Source organism: Microcoleus sp. B4-C2, from assembly GCF_036705265.1.
Taxonomy (GTDB): domain Bacteria; phylum Cyanobacteriota; class Cyanobacteriia; order Cyanobacteriales; family Microcoleaceae; genus Microcoleus.
The window spans coordinates 22,527-39,195 of the sequence record NZ_JAUBUB010000064.1; the positions used below are offsets into that span (position 1 = coordinate 22,527).

A 16,669-nucleotide genomic window follows, 5' to 3' on the forward strand; every position below is an offset into this window, starting at 1 on the left:
CCTGAGTTAAAATAAAAAATGGTGCAAAGGCTCAGTTATTTTCCACTTAATTTATGGATACCTGTTTCATTTTTTATAGTAGCTTATTCGGCTAGCCACGGTATCGCTGAAGTATATTTCACCGCCTTTGTCCATTTACTTGAAATGCTGACAAGTTATATTCTTCCTTTAGCTAGATGACGGCAGTCAAGTGCGGCTTGCACTATCGGTTTACTAATTGCCAATTACCAAATCGTATATGCCGCAATACTTCGGAAATCTCCAAACTACTGAACAGCCTTGGTCAACAATCGGTTCGGTAGAATCTATCAATAAGACCGACGATCGCACAATTCACTTTAATTGCGGCGAGATATCCCTAAATATCAGCATCCTCGCACCGAATTTAATCCGAGTGCGAATGTCCCCAAACCCCCCCCAACCCCCCCTTAGTAAGGGGGGGCAAGAAATTATATATCAACCCCCCCTTACTAAGGGGGGGCAAGGGGGGGTAGAAAGCCGATCGCACTCAATAACAGTCCCTGACGAAGAGTGGGAAATTATACCATTTGAAGTGCGAGAAACAGACGAAAAAATAGAAATTGAAACATCACAAATATTGATTTCCGTAAAGCGCGATCGCACTTCCATCGAATGCTTTGACAAATCGGGAAAACCCTTTGCTAGCGACTGCGATCGCAATATGGGATGGCGCACAGGCGCAACCGCAGGCTGGAAGCGCATCGAAGCAGACGAGCACTTCTACGGTTTCGGACAACGCACCGGCTTTCTCGACAAACTCTCCGAAGTCAAGACAAACTGGACAACCGACTCCCTCGACTACAATTCCCTCACCGATGAAATGTACCAGGCGATCCCATTTTACATCGCCCTGAATCCCGATCGCGCTTACGGCATTTTCTTCAACACTACATTTTGGAGTCAATTCGACATCGGCGCGGAACAACCGGGTGTTTTGCGGATGGAAACCAGAGGCCCGGAACTCGACTACTACATCATTTACGGCCCGGAACCCGCCCAAATTCTCGCCACCTACACGCAGTTAACAGGCCGGATGCCACTTCCGCCAAAATGGGCGCTGGGATACCACCAATGCCGCTGGAGCTACGAATCCGAGGACGTTGTGCGCGAGTTGGCGAAGCAATTTCGCGATCGGGCGATTCCCTGCGATGTCATCCACCTCGACATCGACTATATGCGCGGCTACCGCGTTTTTACCTGGAGCCCGAAACGTTTCCCCGATCCCGCGAAACTGATCGCAGACTTGAAAGCAGCGGGTTTTAAGGTTGTCACGATTGTCGATCCCGGTGTCAAGTACGAACCGGAAGCAGATTATGAAGTATTCGATGAGGGTGTGGAAAATGACTATTTCGTCCGCACCGCAGAGGGAAAGCTATTCCACGGTTACGTTTGGCCGGACAAAGCGGTGTTTCCCGACTTCCTGCGGCCGGAGGTGCGCCAGTGGTGGGGCGAATTGCACAAAACTCTGACAGATATTGGGATTGCGGGGATTTGGAACGACATGAACGAACCTGCGATCGCAGAACGGCCTTTTGGCGACGGCGGCGAACACATCAGCTTTCCCCTGGATGCACCGCAAGGCCCGGAATCCGATCGCACAACTCACGCGGAAACCCACAATTTGTACGGTTTAATGATGGCGAAAGCTTGTGCTGAGGGGTTGCAAAAACTGCGATCTGGCGATCGATCTTTTGTGCTGACGCGATCGGGTTTTGCGGGCGTTCAGCGTTACTCGTCGGTGTGGATGGGCGACAATCAATCGCAGTGGGAACACTTAGAAATGTCGCTACCAATGCTTTGCAATATGGGGCTTTCCGGCGTGGCGTTTGTCGGTTGCGACATCGGCGGTTTTGCGGGGAATGCAACGGCTGAATTGTTCGCGCGGTGGATGCAGGTGGGGATGCTGTATCCCTTGATGCGCGGTCATTCGGCGATGAGTACGGCGCAGCACGAACCGTGGGTTTTTGGATCTCGCACTGAGAAGATTTGCCGCGAATACATCAATTTGCGCTATGAGTTGTTGCCTTATATTTACACGTTGTTTTGGGAAGCTGCGACGACGGGAACACCGATTTTGCGACCGTTACTATATCACTTTCCGCGCGATCGGGCAACTTATCACCTTTACGATCAAGTATTACTCGGCCCGTCGCTGATGGCTGCACCTGTTTACCGGCCGGGAGTTGAACACCGCGCTGTGTATTTGCCGGATGGTACTTGGTACGATTGGTGGACGGGTGAATGCTATCAGGGCCCGATGCACATTTTAGCTGATGCACCTTTGGAGAGAATGCCGCTTTACGTGCGGGGTGGGGGCATAATTGCGATCGAACCTGTGAGGCAATTTGTCAGCGAAGAACCGCTTGAGTCATTGAAAATGCGAATTTGGCCCGGAACTGGTGAGTGGACGCTTTATGAGGACGATGGACACAGTTTTGAACATGAAAAAGGTGTCTGGGCTACGACTAATTACAAGGTGTATTTGGAAGGGGAAAAAATCATCGTTGAAATTGCCGCGCGGGAGGGTCAATTTTTGATATCAGAACGCGAAGTTATTGTGGAGGTTGTTGGCGTTGGCGAACAGCGATTTACAGATGATGGTACGGTGCGGCGTTTGACATTTGGATAGTTTGATATTTCTGAGATGTTGCGCCCTTTTTAATAAGGTTTTTCTGGGCGGGCAGGATGCCCACCCCACAAGAAATTCATTCTTTGTGGAACAGGCATCTTGCCTGTTCTAACAGCGATTTACAGATGATGGTACGGTGCGGCGTTTGACATTTGGATAGTTTTGGCATAAAGCGGTTTATGCTATGGTGGGATTGATTCAGGGCGATCGCTCGATCTGGTAGAGTTTGAGATGGAAAGGGCGATCGTATCCCTCGATCGAACTCAAAATATAATTATTCATCGACCTATCACTAAAGAGGCTTTCTGATGACTCAAACAATATCCAAGTTAATAACTTTTGATGAATTTCTGGAAGGAAAACCAGAAAACGGACACCATGAACTACATAACGGAGTTATTGTTGAAATGCCCAATCCAACTGGTAAACACTCAGCAATTGCCGGTTTTCAGTCGCTCGAATTGGGCTTTGAAATCAGGCGACTACAGCTTCCTTACTTTATTCCCAAGGAATGTACAATTAAATTTAGCGATAACTCTGGCTACGATCCCGATGTAATTGTATTAGATAAACAAGCCGTAGCAGCCAATGAGTCTCGATGGGAAAGAGAATCAGTTATTACTCAGGGAGATTCCGTAAAATTAGTTGTTGAAGTTGTCAGCACTAATTGGCGGGATGATTATGCCCACAAAATGATTGACTATGAAGCATTAGGCATTTTTGAATATTGGATTGTAGATTATTTGGGTTTAGGTGGTAGCCGTTATATTGGTTCTCCGAAACAGCCGACTTTATCAGTTTATCAGCTAGTAGATGGCGAGTATCAAATTAAGCTGTTTCGAGGAGATGAAAGGGTTGAATCGGCCGTGTTTCCAGAGTTGAATTTGACCGCAAAGCAAATTTTTAACGGTGGGTAAGTGTAATGCACTGATAAATTTTCAACCAACCTGGGAAACTTGAGGATAAAGAAACAGAAATTATGTCATCATCATTTACACTGATTAACCGATCATCTGTTATAATCTACATAGATAACTTAGATGAAATTTTATTACCACCACATTTACGGGAGAACCCTATCACCTAGCTAATTTGTTGCTTGTGGCTGCCCAACAACCAGAAAGTTAATGATTGGGAGAGAAATAGAATGTCTAGAAGAATTGAAGAAGTTAAGAAGCAGTTATCTAGTCCAAGTGAGCAAGAAAGACTTGCTGCTTTATCAGAAACTCTCAATTATGGTCAACAAGGTTTAGAACTATTGATTGAACAGTCAATCAAAGATCAATCAGACAGAGTTAAACAATTTGCCTACAGAGTTTTTCGGGGTGATAATTCTTATTTGAGGGGAAATACACCCGAAAACTTAACAACTTGCCCAACAGATGTTATTACTTGTCTAGCAATAAGTCCAGGCAATACTATTTTAGTAGGAGGGAGTTGGAAAAAAATTTGGGTATGGGATTTGCAAACAGGGGCACTGATTCGTAGTATTGAAGGACATTCGCACTGGGTTTTGTCTGTGGCTATTAGTCCGGGTGGAAGTATATTAGTTAGCGGAGGTGCAGATAAAACTATTAAGGTATGGAATTTAAAAACAGGGCAGGTTATTCGGACGCTCAATGGTCATTCTAGTTGGATTACTGCTGTTGCTATCGCTGCTCACGGCAAAATTGTTAGCGGTAGCGCAGATAAAACCATCAAAATATGGGAGCTAAATACAGGTAAGCTAAGTAAAACCATAAAAAATGAAAAGGAACTATTTTGTGTTTTGATCTTATGTATTAGCCATGATGGAAAAGTCATCGCTTGTGGAAGCACTAATAATAAAATTACATTATGGAATTTAGATAGCGGTCAACTCAGACGCAGTATTGAAGGGCATTTGGATTGGATTCAATCTTTAAGTATTACTTCACGCAACACAACCTTAATTAGTGGAAGTCGTGATGGGGTTATCAAATTTTGGCAATCCAAAACTAATGAAGAGTCTTCAAATCAATCAGGTTCAGTTTTGGGTAAAGGTTTAGTAGATGTAGCAGCTACTATAGCAGGATTTTCATTAGGAGGGCCTATAGCTGTAGGGGGTTGGGTTTTAGGTAGGATTATTGTGGCCGCAGCAGATAATGGAGATGCTTCTGTACTACCTCTTCTAAATTTAGAATGCACCAATACTTACTCTCACAATCAATCAATTAATTCTCTAGCTTATCATGTCAATCAAAATATACTTGTAGTAGGCTTTTTCCAAAACATTAAAATATTTGATTTACGAGATAATTATAATAAAATCATCTATAATTTACCAGAAGACTCTGGTTTTATTAGCTCTGTAGCAATTAGCTCTAATGGAAAAACTCTTGCTGTTGCAGGTAAAGATTGGGTAACATTGTTGGAGGCAGAAACCGGAAAACCACTTCATGCTATTAAGGGATGTTCTTATCCTAAACTAAGCAAAATTGTTATTTATGAAACTTTCCAAGCACTCTTTTGTGGTCAAGAGCAGCATTTTATTGTTAAAGTTTTAGATCAGAATAATAGAGAGATGAACTTTAACCATCAAGATATTACATGGGAAACTACTGGTGGTAAAATCGAACAGGGTTTATTTACCGCAGGTCAAAGAGAAGGAAGATTTGAAGTTAAAGCAAAGATAGGCCTTTTTGAGACTTCTGTCACAATTACTATTATTCAGCCTCCTAGAATCACTGATATTTCTTTTGCTCCCTCTAGTATTACTTTAGAGTTTGGTAAAACGCAACAATTCACAGCACAAGTTTTAGATCAACGCAGAAATCCCATGCAGGAAACTGTATTATGGGAAGTAAGCGGAGGGGGGAAAATTGACCCAAATGGCAATTTTATAGCTGGAAGCAAACAAGGTAAATTTGAAATCATAGCTTCAGTTAGTTCAATTCGTCGAGTTATTCCAATAACGATTATAGAACCTCCGAGACTAGCAGAACTAATTATTATATCTTCAATACCTCAATTAGAGTTTGGTCAGAGCTTTCAGTTTCGAGTTAAAGGAGTAGATCAGTATGATAACAACATACAAACTGGGAAAATTACTTGGTCAGCAAGTAGCGCAGGTGGAACAATTAACCAAAATGGCAATTTTATAGCTGGAAGCAAGCAAGGAAATTTTGAAATTATCGCTTCAGTCCGTTCTATTCGTCGAGTTATCCCAATTACGATTATTGAACCTCCGAAGCTAGCAGAACTAATTATTATATCTTCAATACCTCTATTAGAGTTTGGTCAGAGCTTTCAGTTTCAAGTTAAAGGTGAGGATCAGTATGGTGACAACATAAATATTGGACAAATAGCCTGGAGTACAACGGGCGGGTCAATTCAGAATAATGGAACGTTCCGCGCTAGTTATCAAGAGGAGAAAATAACTGTTACTGCTACTCTGGGAGAAATAAGCGTTTCTGCTGATGTCACTATAGTTGGACCACCAAAACTAACGACATTAGTAATTTCACCAAACCAAGTAGAAATAAAGCCTGGACAGCATCAACAATTCAAGCTTCATGGTTTAGATCAGTGGGTTCGTGAAATCGCAGTTGGGAGGATAGTTTGGAAAGCAACAGGCGGTACGATTGACCAAAATGGCAATTTTATAGCTGACATAAATGCTAAAGGTAAGTTTAGAGTAACTGCTACTGCAACTGAATACAATATCAGTACCTTTGCTGATATTACAGTAGTTTCTGTATTGATATACTTTTCTATTTTTCCCAAGGAAGTAGCACTTAAACCCGAAGAAAATTTCCCTTTTGATGTTATAGGATTTGATCAACAAGAGGAACCAATACAGATTAATCAAGTAGATTGGCAATGTACTCAAGGGGGAAGAATTAACGCCAATGGAACTTTTATAGGAGGTTATGAAAAGCGTGAAGTTACGGTTAATGCGACAGTCGAAGGAATTACTCAATCAGTTACAGTTACGTTGCTCCCAGTTTTAAGACGATTAGAGATTTATCCTCAAAAAGTAGTAAAGCTCAACCCTGGTGAATGCCAAAAATTTACAGCAGTAGGCTTAGACCAATATGGCAATCGAATAGATACTGGAAAAATATCTTGGGAAACAACAGGTGGAAAAATTGACCCAAGCGGTACTTTTACTGCCGGTCATAATGCGAAAGGTACATTTAAGGTAAGAGCTACTGTTACTGAAATATCTGAATCTGGGGTAAGGGCTAAACTCTTAATCTTGGGAATATACATGAGGCTTTTATATCGTGTATTCTCATTTGTTAATTCTACCCCAAGTAATTTCATTCTCAAGTCGGCTGTCGAGCTTCTAAAAAGTAATTTTACGACTGGTCAACAAACAGAACAAGCAGAAAATACAGAAACAGATTTTACAAATGAAGAAACCGATATCCTTGGTTTCGATATAGAAGCGTGGTTACAGAAAAACATCTTTAAGATTGTCGCTCGGATTCTCGACTTGGCTGGTCAACTATTTATTAATGCAGCTAAGATTAGTGCTTCTGTTGAAGTTATTGTAGTTCCTGTATTGAGACGATTAGAAATTTATCCTAAAGAAGTACAACTTAAGCTTAATCATAATTTAACTTTTACTGCTAGAGGATTTGATCAGCAAGGGGATCTGATGATGCCTGGGAATATCATCTGGCGTGCAACAAGTGGCAATATAAATTCAGATGGTAAATTTATCGCTGGAAAAAGTATAGGTCAAGTTACAATAACGGCCAATTTGGGAGAGATTTATGATTCTGCATTTATAAATGTATTAACATCTCTACTTGATCCCAGGCCTATAGATAAAATTGATCCGGATGATGAACCAGATGATGAACAAGATAATGATTTTATTGATCCCGATATCTTCAGATGTAACTCTATAGTGTTAAAGGATTATTATGATTACGATAATTTTCCGAATAAAATCGAGCAGTGGTTTTACAGAAGCCAGCTTTTTTACGATGGGTATACTATTAATTACGTAAGTTATGATAATTATACTGATTATTTAACCTATATGGACACTAGGAACTTTTTAGAGTATCTAATGGACGACTAAAATTTTAGTTGATGAATAAAATACCCGGATTAACAGAGTAAACTAACTAAGGCATTTAATTTTAAATACTTAACAAACAGTTAATAAATACTGTTATAATATACCATCCGGGGATGAGTAGACCCGACACCTACCCACAAATAATGCAACCCATCCAAATTACCACATTCCAAGCTTTGTGGCGCAGCTTGGGCCTGATAATCAAAGCCGCACCAATAGAACTCCGCCATTTAATAATACTCAACATTATCAGCGGTGCGGCCCCATCTGCCGTGCTTTTTTTAGATAAATTAATCATTGATGAAGTATCTCGGTTGCTGTCGCAAACCCAAACAGCACAGCCCCTTGCTTTGATGCTTTCCCGGCCAATATTGCTGTGGAGTATTGCCGGAGTCTTAAGTCTCAAGTTAGTCGGCGATGCCCTAGACACAATGAACTCTTTTGTGGCGACATCTTTGCGCGATCGCGTTCAAGGCTTTGTCGAAGGAAAAGTCCTCGAAAAAGTCGCCAATTTCGACGATATTGCCCTCTTTGAAAACCCGGAACTATTAAATATAGTAGAACTAGCAAAAACCGGAGTATCCAAAATACAGCAACTAGCCTTTACCATCAGCATGACTATCACGGGAATTTTTATATTTATTCCATCGATAGGCCTTGCTGCTGCAATAGCTTGGTGGGTGCCATTGCTGATGTTAATCTCCTCATCTCCCTCAATTTATACCCAAAGAAAATATAGCAGAATCATCTGGAGAGTTCAAAGAAAGCAAGCTAAAATCAGCCGCGAAATGAACTTATCCGCTAGAGTCTTGACGGACGAAGAATATGCTAAAGAATTGCGTTTGTTTGGCTTGCAAGAACTTTGGCTCAAACGCTGGCAGGGTCAGTTTTTGCAATTTTTTAGCGAGATGCAGCAAATCCGAAAAAAAGGAGCTTTTGTTGTACTTTTCTGGTCGATGTTTAGTAGAATCGGAGTGGCTTTGCCATTTATTTATGTAGTAATGGGAGCTTTGGGTGGTCGCTATACTTTGGGCGATTTAGCACTCTATTCTGGTTTGATTGTCCAAGTAAAGCAAAGTTTGCATATGCTGATTAACACTTCTACTAATTTGTACGATATCTCTCTCAGCGTTAGTCCGATTTTTCAACTTTTGGAACTCAAACCAGAATTGCAGTCTCCGCTTGGGGATGTGGCATCTCGCCTGCCTAGTTTACCAGAAGACGGGCAAGATGCCCGTGCCACAAAAGATAAAATTGGCATCGAGATTAAGCATCTATCTTTCTGCTATCCCGGTAGCAATAAAAGCACGGTTGAAGATATCAACTTAACGATTAATCCGGGTGAAATGCTAGTGCTTGTTGGTGAAAATGGCGCAGGTAAAACCACCCTTGGCAAACTCCTCGGCCGCCTGTACGACCCGACAAGTGGTACGATCGACTGGAACGGCAAAGATGTGCGATCGTACTCTCTAGCATACGTGCGATCGCGCATCGCCGTCGTCATGCAAGATTACGCCCGTTTCCCCTCGACAGTCCGCGAAAACGTCGGTTTTGGCGACTTGCTTTCACTGTCAGATGACACCGCAATTAACGAAGCCATTTCCGAAGCAGGAATTAGCGCCAAAGTCAATAGTCTTGCCGCAGGTTTAGAGACTCCCTTGGGGAAACAATTAGAAGACGGCATAGACTTATCGGGGGGACAGTGGCAAAGAATTGCGATCGCCCGCGCCTTAATGCGGCTTTCTACAGCCGAAGTGCTCATTTTTGACGAACCAACCGCCGCCCTAGACCCCAAGACAGAACACGAAATTTACAGCATCTTCCGCCAAATAGCCGCCGGGAAAACAACCATAGTCATCAGTCACAGATTGGGATTAGCAAAAATTGCCGATCGCATCGCCGTGATGGAAAACGGTAAAATAGCAGAAATAGGAACTCACGACGAATTGATAGCATCAAACGGAATTTACTGCTCAATGTTCACCCGTCAAGCTAGCAGCTATATTTAGAGTTAAACAAACAGTCCGCCAGGGGTTGAAAACCCTGTCTCATAGCGAAAGTCGGTTGAAACTCACATTTTGCACCATTCTTAAGAACAGGCAAGATGCCTGTTCCACAAAGAGTGAATTTTGTTGTGGAACAGGCATCTTGCCTGTTCATAAAAAGCTTATTGAGAATGGTGCAACATCTCAGTTTCAACCGACTGGGGAGATATTGCAATGCTTGTTCAAAAAAGTGTCTTTCAGTCCTCTTTGAGAGGACTTTTGCTATGAGACGGCGGTTTTCAACCCCCGGCGGACTTGTGGGTTAGCGTGGGGAATTTGGCGCGGGTGATTGCGATCAATTATCGCGGATTTGCGATCTAATTTCTGTCGTTAGGTGGCGAGAAACCGAGTTTCTGCGACAATGTTCAGTGGAGTACGAGAAATATCGGAAGAAACCCGGTTCATGGGATTAGCTGCGTGGCAAGAAACCGGGTTTCTGCGACAATTTTTAGCCTCGCACGAAAAATATCGGAAGAAACCCGGTTTCTGAGCGTGCGATCTTTTTGAGAAAATTGTCAGAAAGTGCGAGCTATAATAAAACCAACCTAGTTGGCGATAATATCAACGATGGAAACTATAACCCTCAACCTACCTGCAGCCGTCGCTTTAACCGACGAACAATTTTATCAATTGTCCATCGCTAATGAAGAGTGGCGATTAGAACAAACCCCCGAAGGAGAACTAATTATTATGCCTCCAACAGGCGGCGAAAGCGGCATCAGAAATTCCGATTTGACTACAGACCTAAATTTGTGGAATCGTCAGACTCGATTGGGAAAAGTCTTTGACTCTTCCACTGTCTTTCAATTACCCAACGGTGCGAAGCGTTCCCCTGATGCTGCTTGGGTACTCCTAGAACGTTGGGAAGCATTATCCGCAGAAGATAAGCGCAAATTTCCTCCCCTGTGCCCGGACTTTGTAATAGAATTGCGTTCCCAAAGTGATTCCCTAGAAACATTGCGGGCTAAAATGCGGTATTATCGAACTAACGGCTGTCGCTTAGGTTGGCTAATTGACCCCCAAACGCCTTTAGTAGAAATCTATCGGTTGTCTGAAGATGTAGCAGAAGTGATTAATTTCTCTTTTGACCAACCGCCTACACTTTCGGGTGAAGATGTACTTCCCGGATTTCTTCTAGATATTACACCTATTCTCAATCCTTGACTCTCTATCCATTTTCTTTAGTTGGCTGGCGAAAAACCGGGTTTCTGCGACAATTTTTGGTTGAGTACGAGAGATATAGGAAGAAACCCGGTTTTTGGGATTAACTGCGTGGCGAGAAACCGGGTTTCTGCGACAATTTTTGGTTGAGTACGAGAGATGTAGGAAGAAACCCGGTTTCTGAGATTCTTGTGCCTCCAAAAAGTCGATCGCAAATTATCTCCCCGTCAACGTATCCGCATAAGGATCGGGCAAAGCTTGCTGCACTTCCAAAAGCGGCAAAGGATCTCCAGTCAACGGTTGACTAATCAAATTTTTTTTTAGCCCATCCCCCCGGCGATCGCGCTCTTGCAAATGCGATAATTCCTCTTGATAAACCGCAACAATCCGCGCCAAACTCCCCGCCAAATCATCCCAATTCTCATCTCCTCCCAACTTCTCCGAAATTCCCTCAAATAACTCTCCCGCTTGCCTTTTTTGGACATAAGCTTTCAAAAGCTTTCCCGACTTTTGCAAAACGGCCTGATAAATATCCCCATCAGACCACCACAGCCCCTGTTGACTCAGCAGCCAAGTCAAAATATACTCGCGAGCGTGTTGCTCCTTCACCCAGGCCGCGAGATACTGCAAATCTTCCATAGTTACAACAGTCTCCTCAATTTTCCTTAAAATGTCCGCTTCTTTGTATCTACCGTTACCGCGATCGACATAATACCTGCCTTATCATCACCTGTCCGCGTCATTAATATCCCTTAAATCTTAAAAAAACCCTACTGATTTACCAAACAGCAATTCTGAGAATATAAAAATAAACCTAAACCTCCTAGGTCTATTGTCCAATACTTTTAGTCCACCGGAAAGCGGTACACCCCGCCTCGCTTTCCTCTCTCGCAAACCTATCATCAAGCGGGAACAACCAGCGGGTTATTAGCATGACAAAGCAAAATTTTGGTTTAATCGGTCTAGCAGTGATGGGCGAAAACCTAGCGCTCAACGTCGAAAGCAGAGGCTTCTCCGTGGCTGTATACAACCGCACAGCAGCCAAAACCGACGAATTCATGGCCAAACGCGCCCCCGGCAAGAACATTGTAGCGGCCAAGACTCTGACAGAATTCGTCGATGTCCTAGAAACCCCGCGCAGAATCTTAGTCATGGTGCAAGCTGGGAAACCCGTAGATGCAGTCATCGACCAGCTCAAACCCATGCTGTCACCGGGCGACATGATTATTGACGGCGGCAACTCGCTCTACGACGACACCGAACGCCGCACCAAAGATTTAGAATCGATCGGACTGGGATTTGTCGGCATGGGCATCAGCGGTGGCGAAGAAGGCGCACTGAATGGTGCTAGCTTGATGCCCGGTGGCACGGAAACAGCTTACGGCCTACTAGAGCCAATTCTCACCAAAATTGCGGCTCAAGTAGATGACGGCCCCTGCGTCACATTCATCGGCCCTGGTGGCGCTGGCCACTACGTGAAGATGGTTCACAACGGCATTGAGTACGGTGATATGCAGCTCATTGCTGAAGCCTACGATTTGCTCAAAAACGTTGGTGGATTGAACGGCCAGCAGTTGCAGGAAGTTTTTGCCGAATGGAATACCACAGACGAACTCAACTCGTTTTTGATTGAAATTACGGCTAACATTTTCAAGTACATTGACCCGGAAACTAAGCAACCCTTAGTTGAGGTAATTATGGACGCAGCGGGTCAAAAAGGCACGGGCCGCTGGACTGTAATGAGTGCTTTGGAATTGGGCGTGAGCATTCCCACAATTATCGCTGCTGTGAATGCCAGAATCATGTCTTCTTACAAAGACGAGCGCATCAAAGCTTCCCAAGAACTGACGGGGCCTACCGGCAAGTACGAAGGAGATACTAAAGAGTTTGTCAACAAAGTTCGGGATGCCCTTTACTGCTCGAAGATTTGCTCCTACGCTCAAGGCATGGCGCTGTTGAGCGCGGCATCGAAGTCGTACAACTATGACTTGAGTTTGAGCGAAATTTCCCGAATTTGGAAGGGTGGCTGTATTATTCGGGCTGGCTTTTTGGACAAGATTAAAACAGCTTTCAAGGACGATCCGACGTTGCCGAATTTGCTGTTAGCGCCGGAGTTCAAACAGAGCATTCTCGATCGCCAATCAGCTTGGCGAGACGTGTTAGCTACTGCTTGCCAACTGGGGATTGCAGTGCCAGCCTTTAGCGCATCGCTGGACTATTTCGACAGCTATCGGCGCGAAAGATTGCCACAAAACCTCACGCAAGCTCAGCGTGATTATTTTGGGGCTCACACCTACGAACGCACCGACAAACCGCGCGGTGAATTCTTCCACTCCGAGTGGACGCAGACTGCTAAAGAGTCGCTGCAAACCGGTACTACGGACTAATTAATTTTTGTAGGGTGCGTTTCGGCGCACCTTACGAATTATTCTGGGGTTGCAAATTGTTTTGACGTTTTTTTTTGAGATAGATTTTAATATATTCGTCGTTAAAGAGCGATCGGGCGATCGTGAGTGCTTCTTGTCTTTCTGCGTCTGTCATGTAATCATCGCCTTTTAAACCTGATGGCGGGTGTCGAGGATCGCCGCCTGCATCGATAAATCGCTGACGTGCGATCGCCATTAATTCTCCTAATCTCCGGTCTTGTTGTCTTCTGATATCATGCGGTTTCGTCATAGTCTTCAACCTCGTCTATACGAACAATCTCGCCACTTTGTAGTATAGCAGCCCTTGGTAAAAATCGACTAGGGGTTTCGATGTACCAAAAGCCCTTTTCTTCATCATATATTCTCCAGATCAGCAAGTCGAGAGTTTCCAGGGCATTGATAATTAAGTATTGAACTCCTGATGATGGCATAGGTCGATGTGTAGTTGAGCCTGTACTGAGCAAATCTGGTACAATTATAACTACTCCTTTAAAATAAATGTAATTTTATGAAACCTTTTATAGTGAGAGCAGCAGCCGTTTTCAGTGATATTGCAGCATTGGTATTTGATACATTAAAAGAAGAAGATCAAAGAAAACGTTTATTAGATAGTGGTATTCTGGAAGTGGATGAAATGACTGGTAAAGAGTTTGAAATATTTCTCGATGTGCATTTTAGGAACTTGGGTTATAGTGTTACTTTAACTCAAGATAGTCAAGATTATGGGGCTGATTTAATTTTATACAAAGATGGCTCAAAAACCGTGGTTCAAGCCAAAAGAAGCAAAAATCCAGTTGGGATTAAAGCAGTTCAAGAAGTAGCAGGAGCCGTCAGACATTACAAAGGAAATAAAGGTAGAGTAATCACTAACAACAGCTTTACAGAAAACGCTTGCAAACTTGCTCAATCTAACGATGTAGAGTTATGGGATCGGAAAAAACTAATTGAGTTTATACTCACAGCTAAGAATTATCAATAAATCATGCTACAAATTTCTAATACTGTGTTCATTCCAGATGGCGAAATCGAGATTAGTGCGATTCGCTCTCAAGGCGCGGGGGGGCAAAATGTCAATAAGGTGGCGAGTGCGATTCACTTGCGCTTTGATATCCCAGCTTCCTCATTGCCCGATCGCTACAAGCAGCGTTTGTTGCAAATCAACGACCAGCGCATCACCTCCGAAGGTGTGATTGTCATCAAAGCTCAGGAACACCGCAGCCAGGAACAAAACCGGGAAGAGGCTTTGAGACGGCTGCAAGAACTGATTAAAAGTGCGATCGTCATACCGAAAAGGCGCAAACCCAGCAAAGCGACTCGTAGTTCCCAGCGCAAGCGTCTCGACAGCAAAACCAAGCGAGGGCAGATTAAAGCTATGAGAGGGAAAGTCACGGAGTGATTGATAATCTCAATTCCTATTAAAATTAGGATATAATTGTAGGTGATGATGGTTAGTTTTAGGAAACGGCAATGACAACTACTGCAAGTAACGAGCCGACGCTAGCCGATGTTATTGAAAAGCTAGACAAGCTATCGGCAGAAGTTGAGAAATTATCAACTGATGTTGAGAAAACTAATGACAAAACCGACAGATTCAATGACAAATTCGATAACTACCAGAAAGCTACCCAATGGGTTGTGCAACTTGCTTTCACTTTGATTGCAAGCGCCACTATCACGGTGATTATCACTTCTGTTTTTCGTAAGTAATACCAAATCCTACTTTAATATCCTCTTTATAACTTGCTTGTTAGATGCCCGACTTCTTGAAGAAGTCGGGCATCTAATCTGCTTTTTTAGGTTGGTCTAATTAGAACCAAGCAACAAATGTTGTCAGTCGGGATTTGGTGGGCCTAAGTCGTTAGGTAAATCGTTAAGCGTTTTTCCCAAAGCTTTGCAAAGAGCTTTCATTTGAGCAATGGTCAGTTCGGGTTCGTCTAGTCCTCGTTCCCATTTGCTAATGGCTTGCTGAGTTAAGGTTTTTGTGCGAGTCTTGTCGGGAATTTGTTTTGCTAACGCGGATTGTGATAAACCAACAGCCTCCCGCAAGATTTGCAGTGCTGGTATATCTTTCGACTCTTGAGTTTGTTTCTTTCGGGGCATATCATAGAAAATTCACAACCAAAGTTGTTGACAAATTGCTAAAATACAACTAAGGTTGTTTAAGATAGAGACAACAGAAAGGCGGCTCCTTTAGCCGGACGGTGGAAACGCTTTGGTTTAGCGAGCTGCCTTATTTGTAGTTTCTACCCATTATGCCTGCATACCCTTAGTATTTTCCGGGCTTGGGTGCATGACTCAAGCCCCTTTCCCTAGACATGGACAAACCCCTGCGGGTTAGTTATCGTTCGGTGAGGACTCACGACTTGGTAAGTCATCGGGAATTTTGGTTACGTCTAATCCTAAAACCTCAAACATAGTTTTTAGAGAAACCTGGTACAGGTTAGCCATAGCAAGTATGTTTTCAGCATTAGGTAGGGCCTTGCCTAATTCCCAGTCAGCTTGTCTTCGCTCGGAAATTCCGATTTTTTCTTTGACTTGAGGGCGTGTTAGTCCAGCTTGTTCTCTGAGTAGTCTCAATGGAGACTTCTCCTTTTCTTGTAAATCTTCTTCTATCATGGGACGAAATATTCATGAAGTTTACGTCTTAACAAAGGCTTGAATAAGACGTAAACTTCATGTTAGTAGGCAAAACAAAGGCCGCTCAACGAGCCTCCAAGGTCAAAATGCAGGTGTCAACTACCCAGCATCAAGCGGAGTACCGCCGGAGATGTGGGCTTGTATCTGAGCTCCACCGCAATTCCGAGAATCTTTGCAGAATCTCAGCTTTAGTTTCACGGCCCGACACATTAGGGGATGCTGACAAGCTCCCCGTACTCGTCCAGTCCTGCCGGACAAGCAACGTTCTCATGGCAATATTTCGCGCACCCACCAAATCAGCATGAAGCTCGTGTCCGCAACATTCACAGCGAAACAATAGCCCTTTTTTTGGTCTATTGCCTGCTGATGTGTGTCCGCACTTTGGACAGCTTTGCGAAGTATAATGAGCTGGGACTTTAGTAGCTAAAGAGCCGTTCAAATTAGCTTTGTAGTCAATATAGCCGTGCAATTCGGCAAACGACCATTTAACTTTATTTCGATTAGCTCTTCGCTGTTTCTTGCTAGCCTTTTTACCAGACTTGGACTTAATTCTCTCCCGAACTCCGGTTAGGTTTTCCAGTCCAATCAAAGTATTAGGTTTTGCAATATCCTTGCTAATTTGGTGGTTCACGTCAGCGATAAACCGTCTTTCTCTTCCCGACAAAGCAATTAGTCTGCGCTTTGCCGAACGAGT

15 protein-coding genes are annotated in these 16,669 nt (G+C 43.5%); 9 read left to right on the forward strand and 6 right to left on the reverse strand.

Features of this window, described 5'->3' with window-relative positions; all coding sequences use genetic code 11:
• Nucleotides 1-238: 238 nt before the first annotated feature.
• The 5 genes from QUB20_RS18575 (at nt 239) to QUB20_RS18595 (ending at nt 10,915) form a co-directional block, all read left to right on the forward strand.
• Complete coding sequence (locus tag QUB20_RS18575) at nt 239-2,650, forward strand: glycoside hydrolase family 31 protein (RefSeq protein WP_333246049.1); 2,412 nt, start codon at nt 239-241, stop codon at nt 2,648-2,650.
• 308 nt (nt 2,651-2,958) lie between these two features.
• Nucleotides 2,959-3,567, forward strand: a complete 609-nt coding sequence (locus QUB20_RS18580) for a Uma2 family endonuclease (RefSeq protein WP_333246046.1) — start codon at nt 2,959-2,961, stop codon at nt 3,565-3,567.
• A gap of 230 nt (nt 3,568-3,797) precedes the next feature.
• The gene (locus tag QUB20_RS18585; protein ID WP_333246044.1) at nt 3,798-7,706 is read left to right on the forward strand and encodes a WD40 repeat domain-containing protein; all 3,909 of its coding nucleotides are present in this window, start codon (nt 3,798-3,800) and stop codon (nt 7,704-7,706) included.
• A gap of 143 nt (nt 7,707-7,849) precedes the next feature.
• The gene (locus tag QUB20_RS18590; protein ID WP_333246042.1) at nt 7,850-9,715 is read left to right on the forward strand and encodes an ABC transporter ATP-binding protein; all 1,866 of its coding nucleotides are present in this window, start codon (nt 7,850-7,852) and stop codon (nt 9,713-9,715) included.
• 603 nt (nt 9,716-10,318) lie between these two features.
• On the forward strand, nt 10,319-10,915 hold the full coding sequence (locus QUB20_RS18595; protein WP_333028157.1) for a Uma2 family endonuclease: 597 nt from the start codon (nt 10,319-10,321) through the stop codon (nt 10,913-10,915).
• 213 nt (nt 10,916-11,128) lie between these two features.
• Here the strand turns inward: QUB20_RS18595 and QUB20_RS18600 are convergent, their stop codons facing one another.
• The gene (locus QUB20_RS18600) at nt 11,129-11,551 is read right to left on the reverse strand and encodes a hypothetical protein (RefSeq protein WP_333246040.1); all 423 of its coding nucleotides are present in this window, start codon (nt 11,549-11,551) and stop codon (nt 11,129-11,131) included.
• A 293-nt stretch (nt 11,552-11,844) separates the two neighbouring features.
• On the opposite strand from QUB20_RS18600, the gene gnd reads away from it, so the two are divergent.
• Nucleotides 11,845-13,299, forward strand: coding sequence for a decarboxylating NADP(+)-dependent phosphogluconate dehydrogenase (gene gnd, locus QUB20_RS18605; protein WP_333246038.1), 1,455 nt, complete (start codon nt 11,845-11,847; stop codon nt 13,297-13,299).
• A 31-nt stretch (nt 13,300-13,330) separates the two neighbouring features.
• On the opposite strand, the gene QUB20_RS18610 is transcribed toward gnd, so the two are convergent.
• Together QUB20_RS18610 and QUB20_RS18615 are read right to left on the reverse strand one after the other, a co-directional pair.
• Nucleotides 13,331-13,588: a hypothetical protein gene (locus tag QUB20_RS18610; RefSeq protein ID WP_333246035.1), complete on the reverse strand. Its 258-nt coding sequence runs from the start codon at nt 13,586-13,588 to the stop codon at nt 13,331-13,333.
• Entirely contained in the window at nt 13,572-13,769 is a 198-nt protein-coding gene (locus tag QUB20_RS18615; protein WP_333237700.1) for a hypothetical protein, read from the reverse strand. The genes QUB20_RS18610 and QUB20_RS18615 overlap by 17 nt, the downstream gene beginning before the upstream one ends.
• 77 nt (nt 13,770-13,846) lie before the next feature.
• Between QUB20_RS18615 and QUB20_RS18620 the strand changes: the two genes are divergently transcribed.
• The 3 genes from QUB20_RS18620 (at nt 13,847) to QUB20_RS18630 (ending at nt 15,045) form a co-directional block, all read left to right on the forward strand.
• The gene (locus QUB20_RS18620) at nt 13,847-14,317 is read left to right on the forward strand and encodes a restriction endonuclease (RefSeq protein WP_333246033.1); all 471 of its coding nucleotides are present in this window, start codon (nt 13,847-13,849) and stop codon (nt 14,315-14,317) included.
• 3 nt (nt 14,318-14,320) lie between these two features.
• Nucleotides 14,321-14,734 carry an alternative ribosome rescue aminoacyl-tRNA hydrolase ArfB gene (gene arfB / locus QUB20_RS18625; protein WP_333208034.1) on the forward strand — a complete coding sequence of 138 codons (414 nt, stop codon included), beginning with the start codon at nt 14,321-14,323 and terminating at the stop codon, nt 14,732-14,734.
• A gap of 71 nt (nt 14,735-14,805) precedes the next feature.
• On the forward strand, nt 14,806-15,045 hold the full coding sequence (locus tag QUB20_RS18630; RefSeq protein ID WP_333208032.1) for a hypothetical protein: 240 nt from the start codon (nt 14,806-14,808) through the stop codon (nt 15,043-15,045).
• 123 nt (nt 15,046-15,168) lie between these two features.
• On the opposite strand, the gene QUB20_RS18635 is transcribed toward QUB20_RS18630, so the two are convergent.
• The 3 genes from QUB20_RS18635 to QUB20_RS18645 all read right to left on the reverse strand — a co-directional run.
• Nucleotides 15,169-15,438, reverse strand: coding sequence for a helix-turn-helix transcriptional regulator (locus QUB20_RS18635; RefSeq protein WP_333038826.1), 270 nt, complete (start codon nt 15,436-15,438; stop codon nt 15,169-15,171).
• A 234-nt stretch (nt 15,439-15,672) separates the two neighbouring features.
• Nucleotides 15,673-15,954, reverse strand: a complete 282-nt coding sequence (locus QUB20_RS18640; protein ID WP_333055574.1) for a helix-turn-helix transcriptional regulator — start codon at nt 15,952-15,954, stop codon at nt 15,673-15,675.
• Between the two features lie 130 nt (nt 15,955-16,084).
• A partial coding sequence (locus tag QUB20_RS18645; RefSeq protein ID WP_333291562.1) for a transposase occupies nt 16,085-16,669 on the reverse strand: 585 nt, incomplete at its 5' end.

Bases quoted from the DNA above. Each gene is read 5' to 3' on its own strand.
- QUB20_RS18575 (WP_333246049.1), top strand. From the start codon at position 239: ATGCCGCAATACTTCGGAAATCTCCAAACTACTGAACAGCCTTGGTCA.
- QUB20_RS18580 (WP_333246046.1), top strand. From the start codon at position 2,959: ATGACTCAAACAATATCCAAGTTAATAACTTTTGATGAATTTCTGGAA.
- QUB20_RS18585 (WP_333246044.1), top strand. From the start codon at position 3,798: ATGTCTAGAAGAATTGAAGAAGTTAAGAAGCAGTTATCTAGTCCAAGT.
- QUB20_RS18590 (WP_333246042.1), top strand. From the start codon at position 7,850: ATGCAACCCATCCAAATTACCACATTCCAAGCTTTGTGGCGCAGCTTG.
- QUB20_RS18595 (WP_333028157.1), top strand. From the start codon at position 10,319: ATGGAAACTATAACCCTCAACCTACCTGCAGCCGTCGCTTTAACCGAC.
- QUB20_RS18600 (WP_333246040.1), bottom strand. From the start codon at position 11,551: ATGGAAGATTTGCAGTATCTCGCGGCCTGGGTGAAGGAGCAACACGCT.
- gnd (WP_333246038.1), top strand. From the start codon at position 11,845: ATGACAAAGCAAAATTTTGGTTTAATCGGTCTAGCAGTGATGGGCGAA.
- QUB20_RS18610 (WP_333246035.1), bottom strand. From the start codon at position 13,588: ATGACGAAACCGCATGATATCAGAAGACAACAAGACCGGAGATTAGGA.
- QUB20_RS18615 (WP_333237700.1), bottom strand. From the start codon at position 13,769: ATGCCATCATCAGGAGTTCAATACTTAATTATCAATGCCCTGGAAACT.
- QUB20_RS18620 (WP_333246033.1), top strand. From the start codon at position 13,847: ATGAAACCTTTTATAGTGAGAGCAGCAGCCGTTTTCAGTGATATTGCA.
- arfB (WP_333208034.1), top strand. From the start codon at position 14,321: ATGCTACAAATTTCTAATACTGTGTTCATTCCAGATGGCGAAATCGAG.
- QUB20_RS18630 (WP_333208032.1), top strand. From the start codon at position 14,806: ATGACAACTACTGCAAGTAACGAGCCGACGCTAGCCGATGTTATTGAA.
- QUB20_RS18635 (WP_333038826.1), bottom strand. From the start codon at position 15,438: ATGCCCCGAAAGAAACAAACTCAAGAGTCGAAAGATATACCAGCACTG.
- QUB20_RS18640 (WP_333055574.1), bottom strand. From the start codon at position 15,954: ATGATAGAAGAAGATTTACAAGAAAAGGAGAAGTCTCCATTGAGACTA.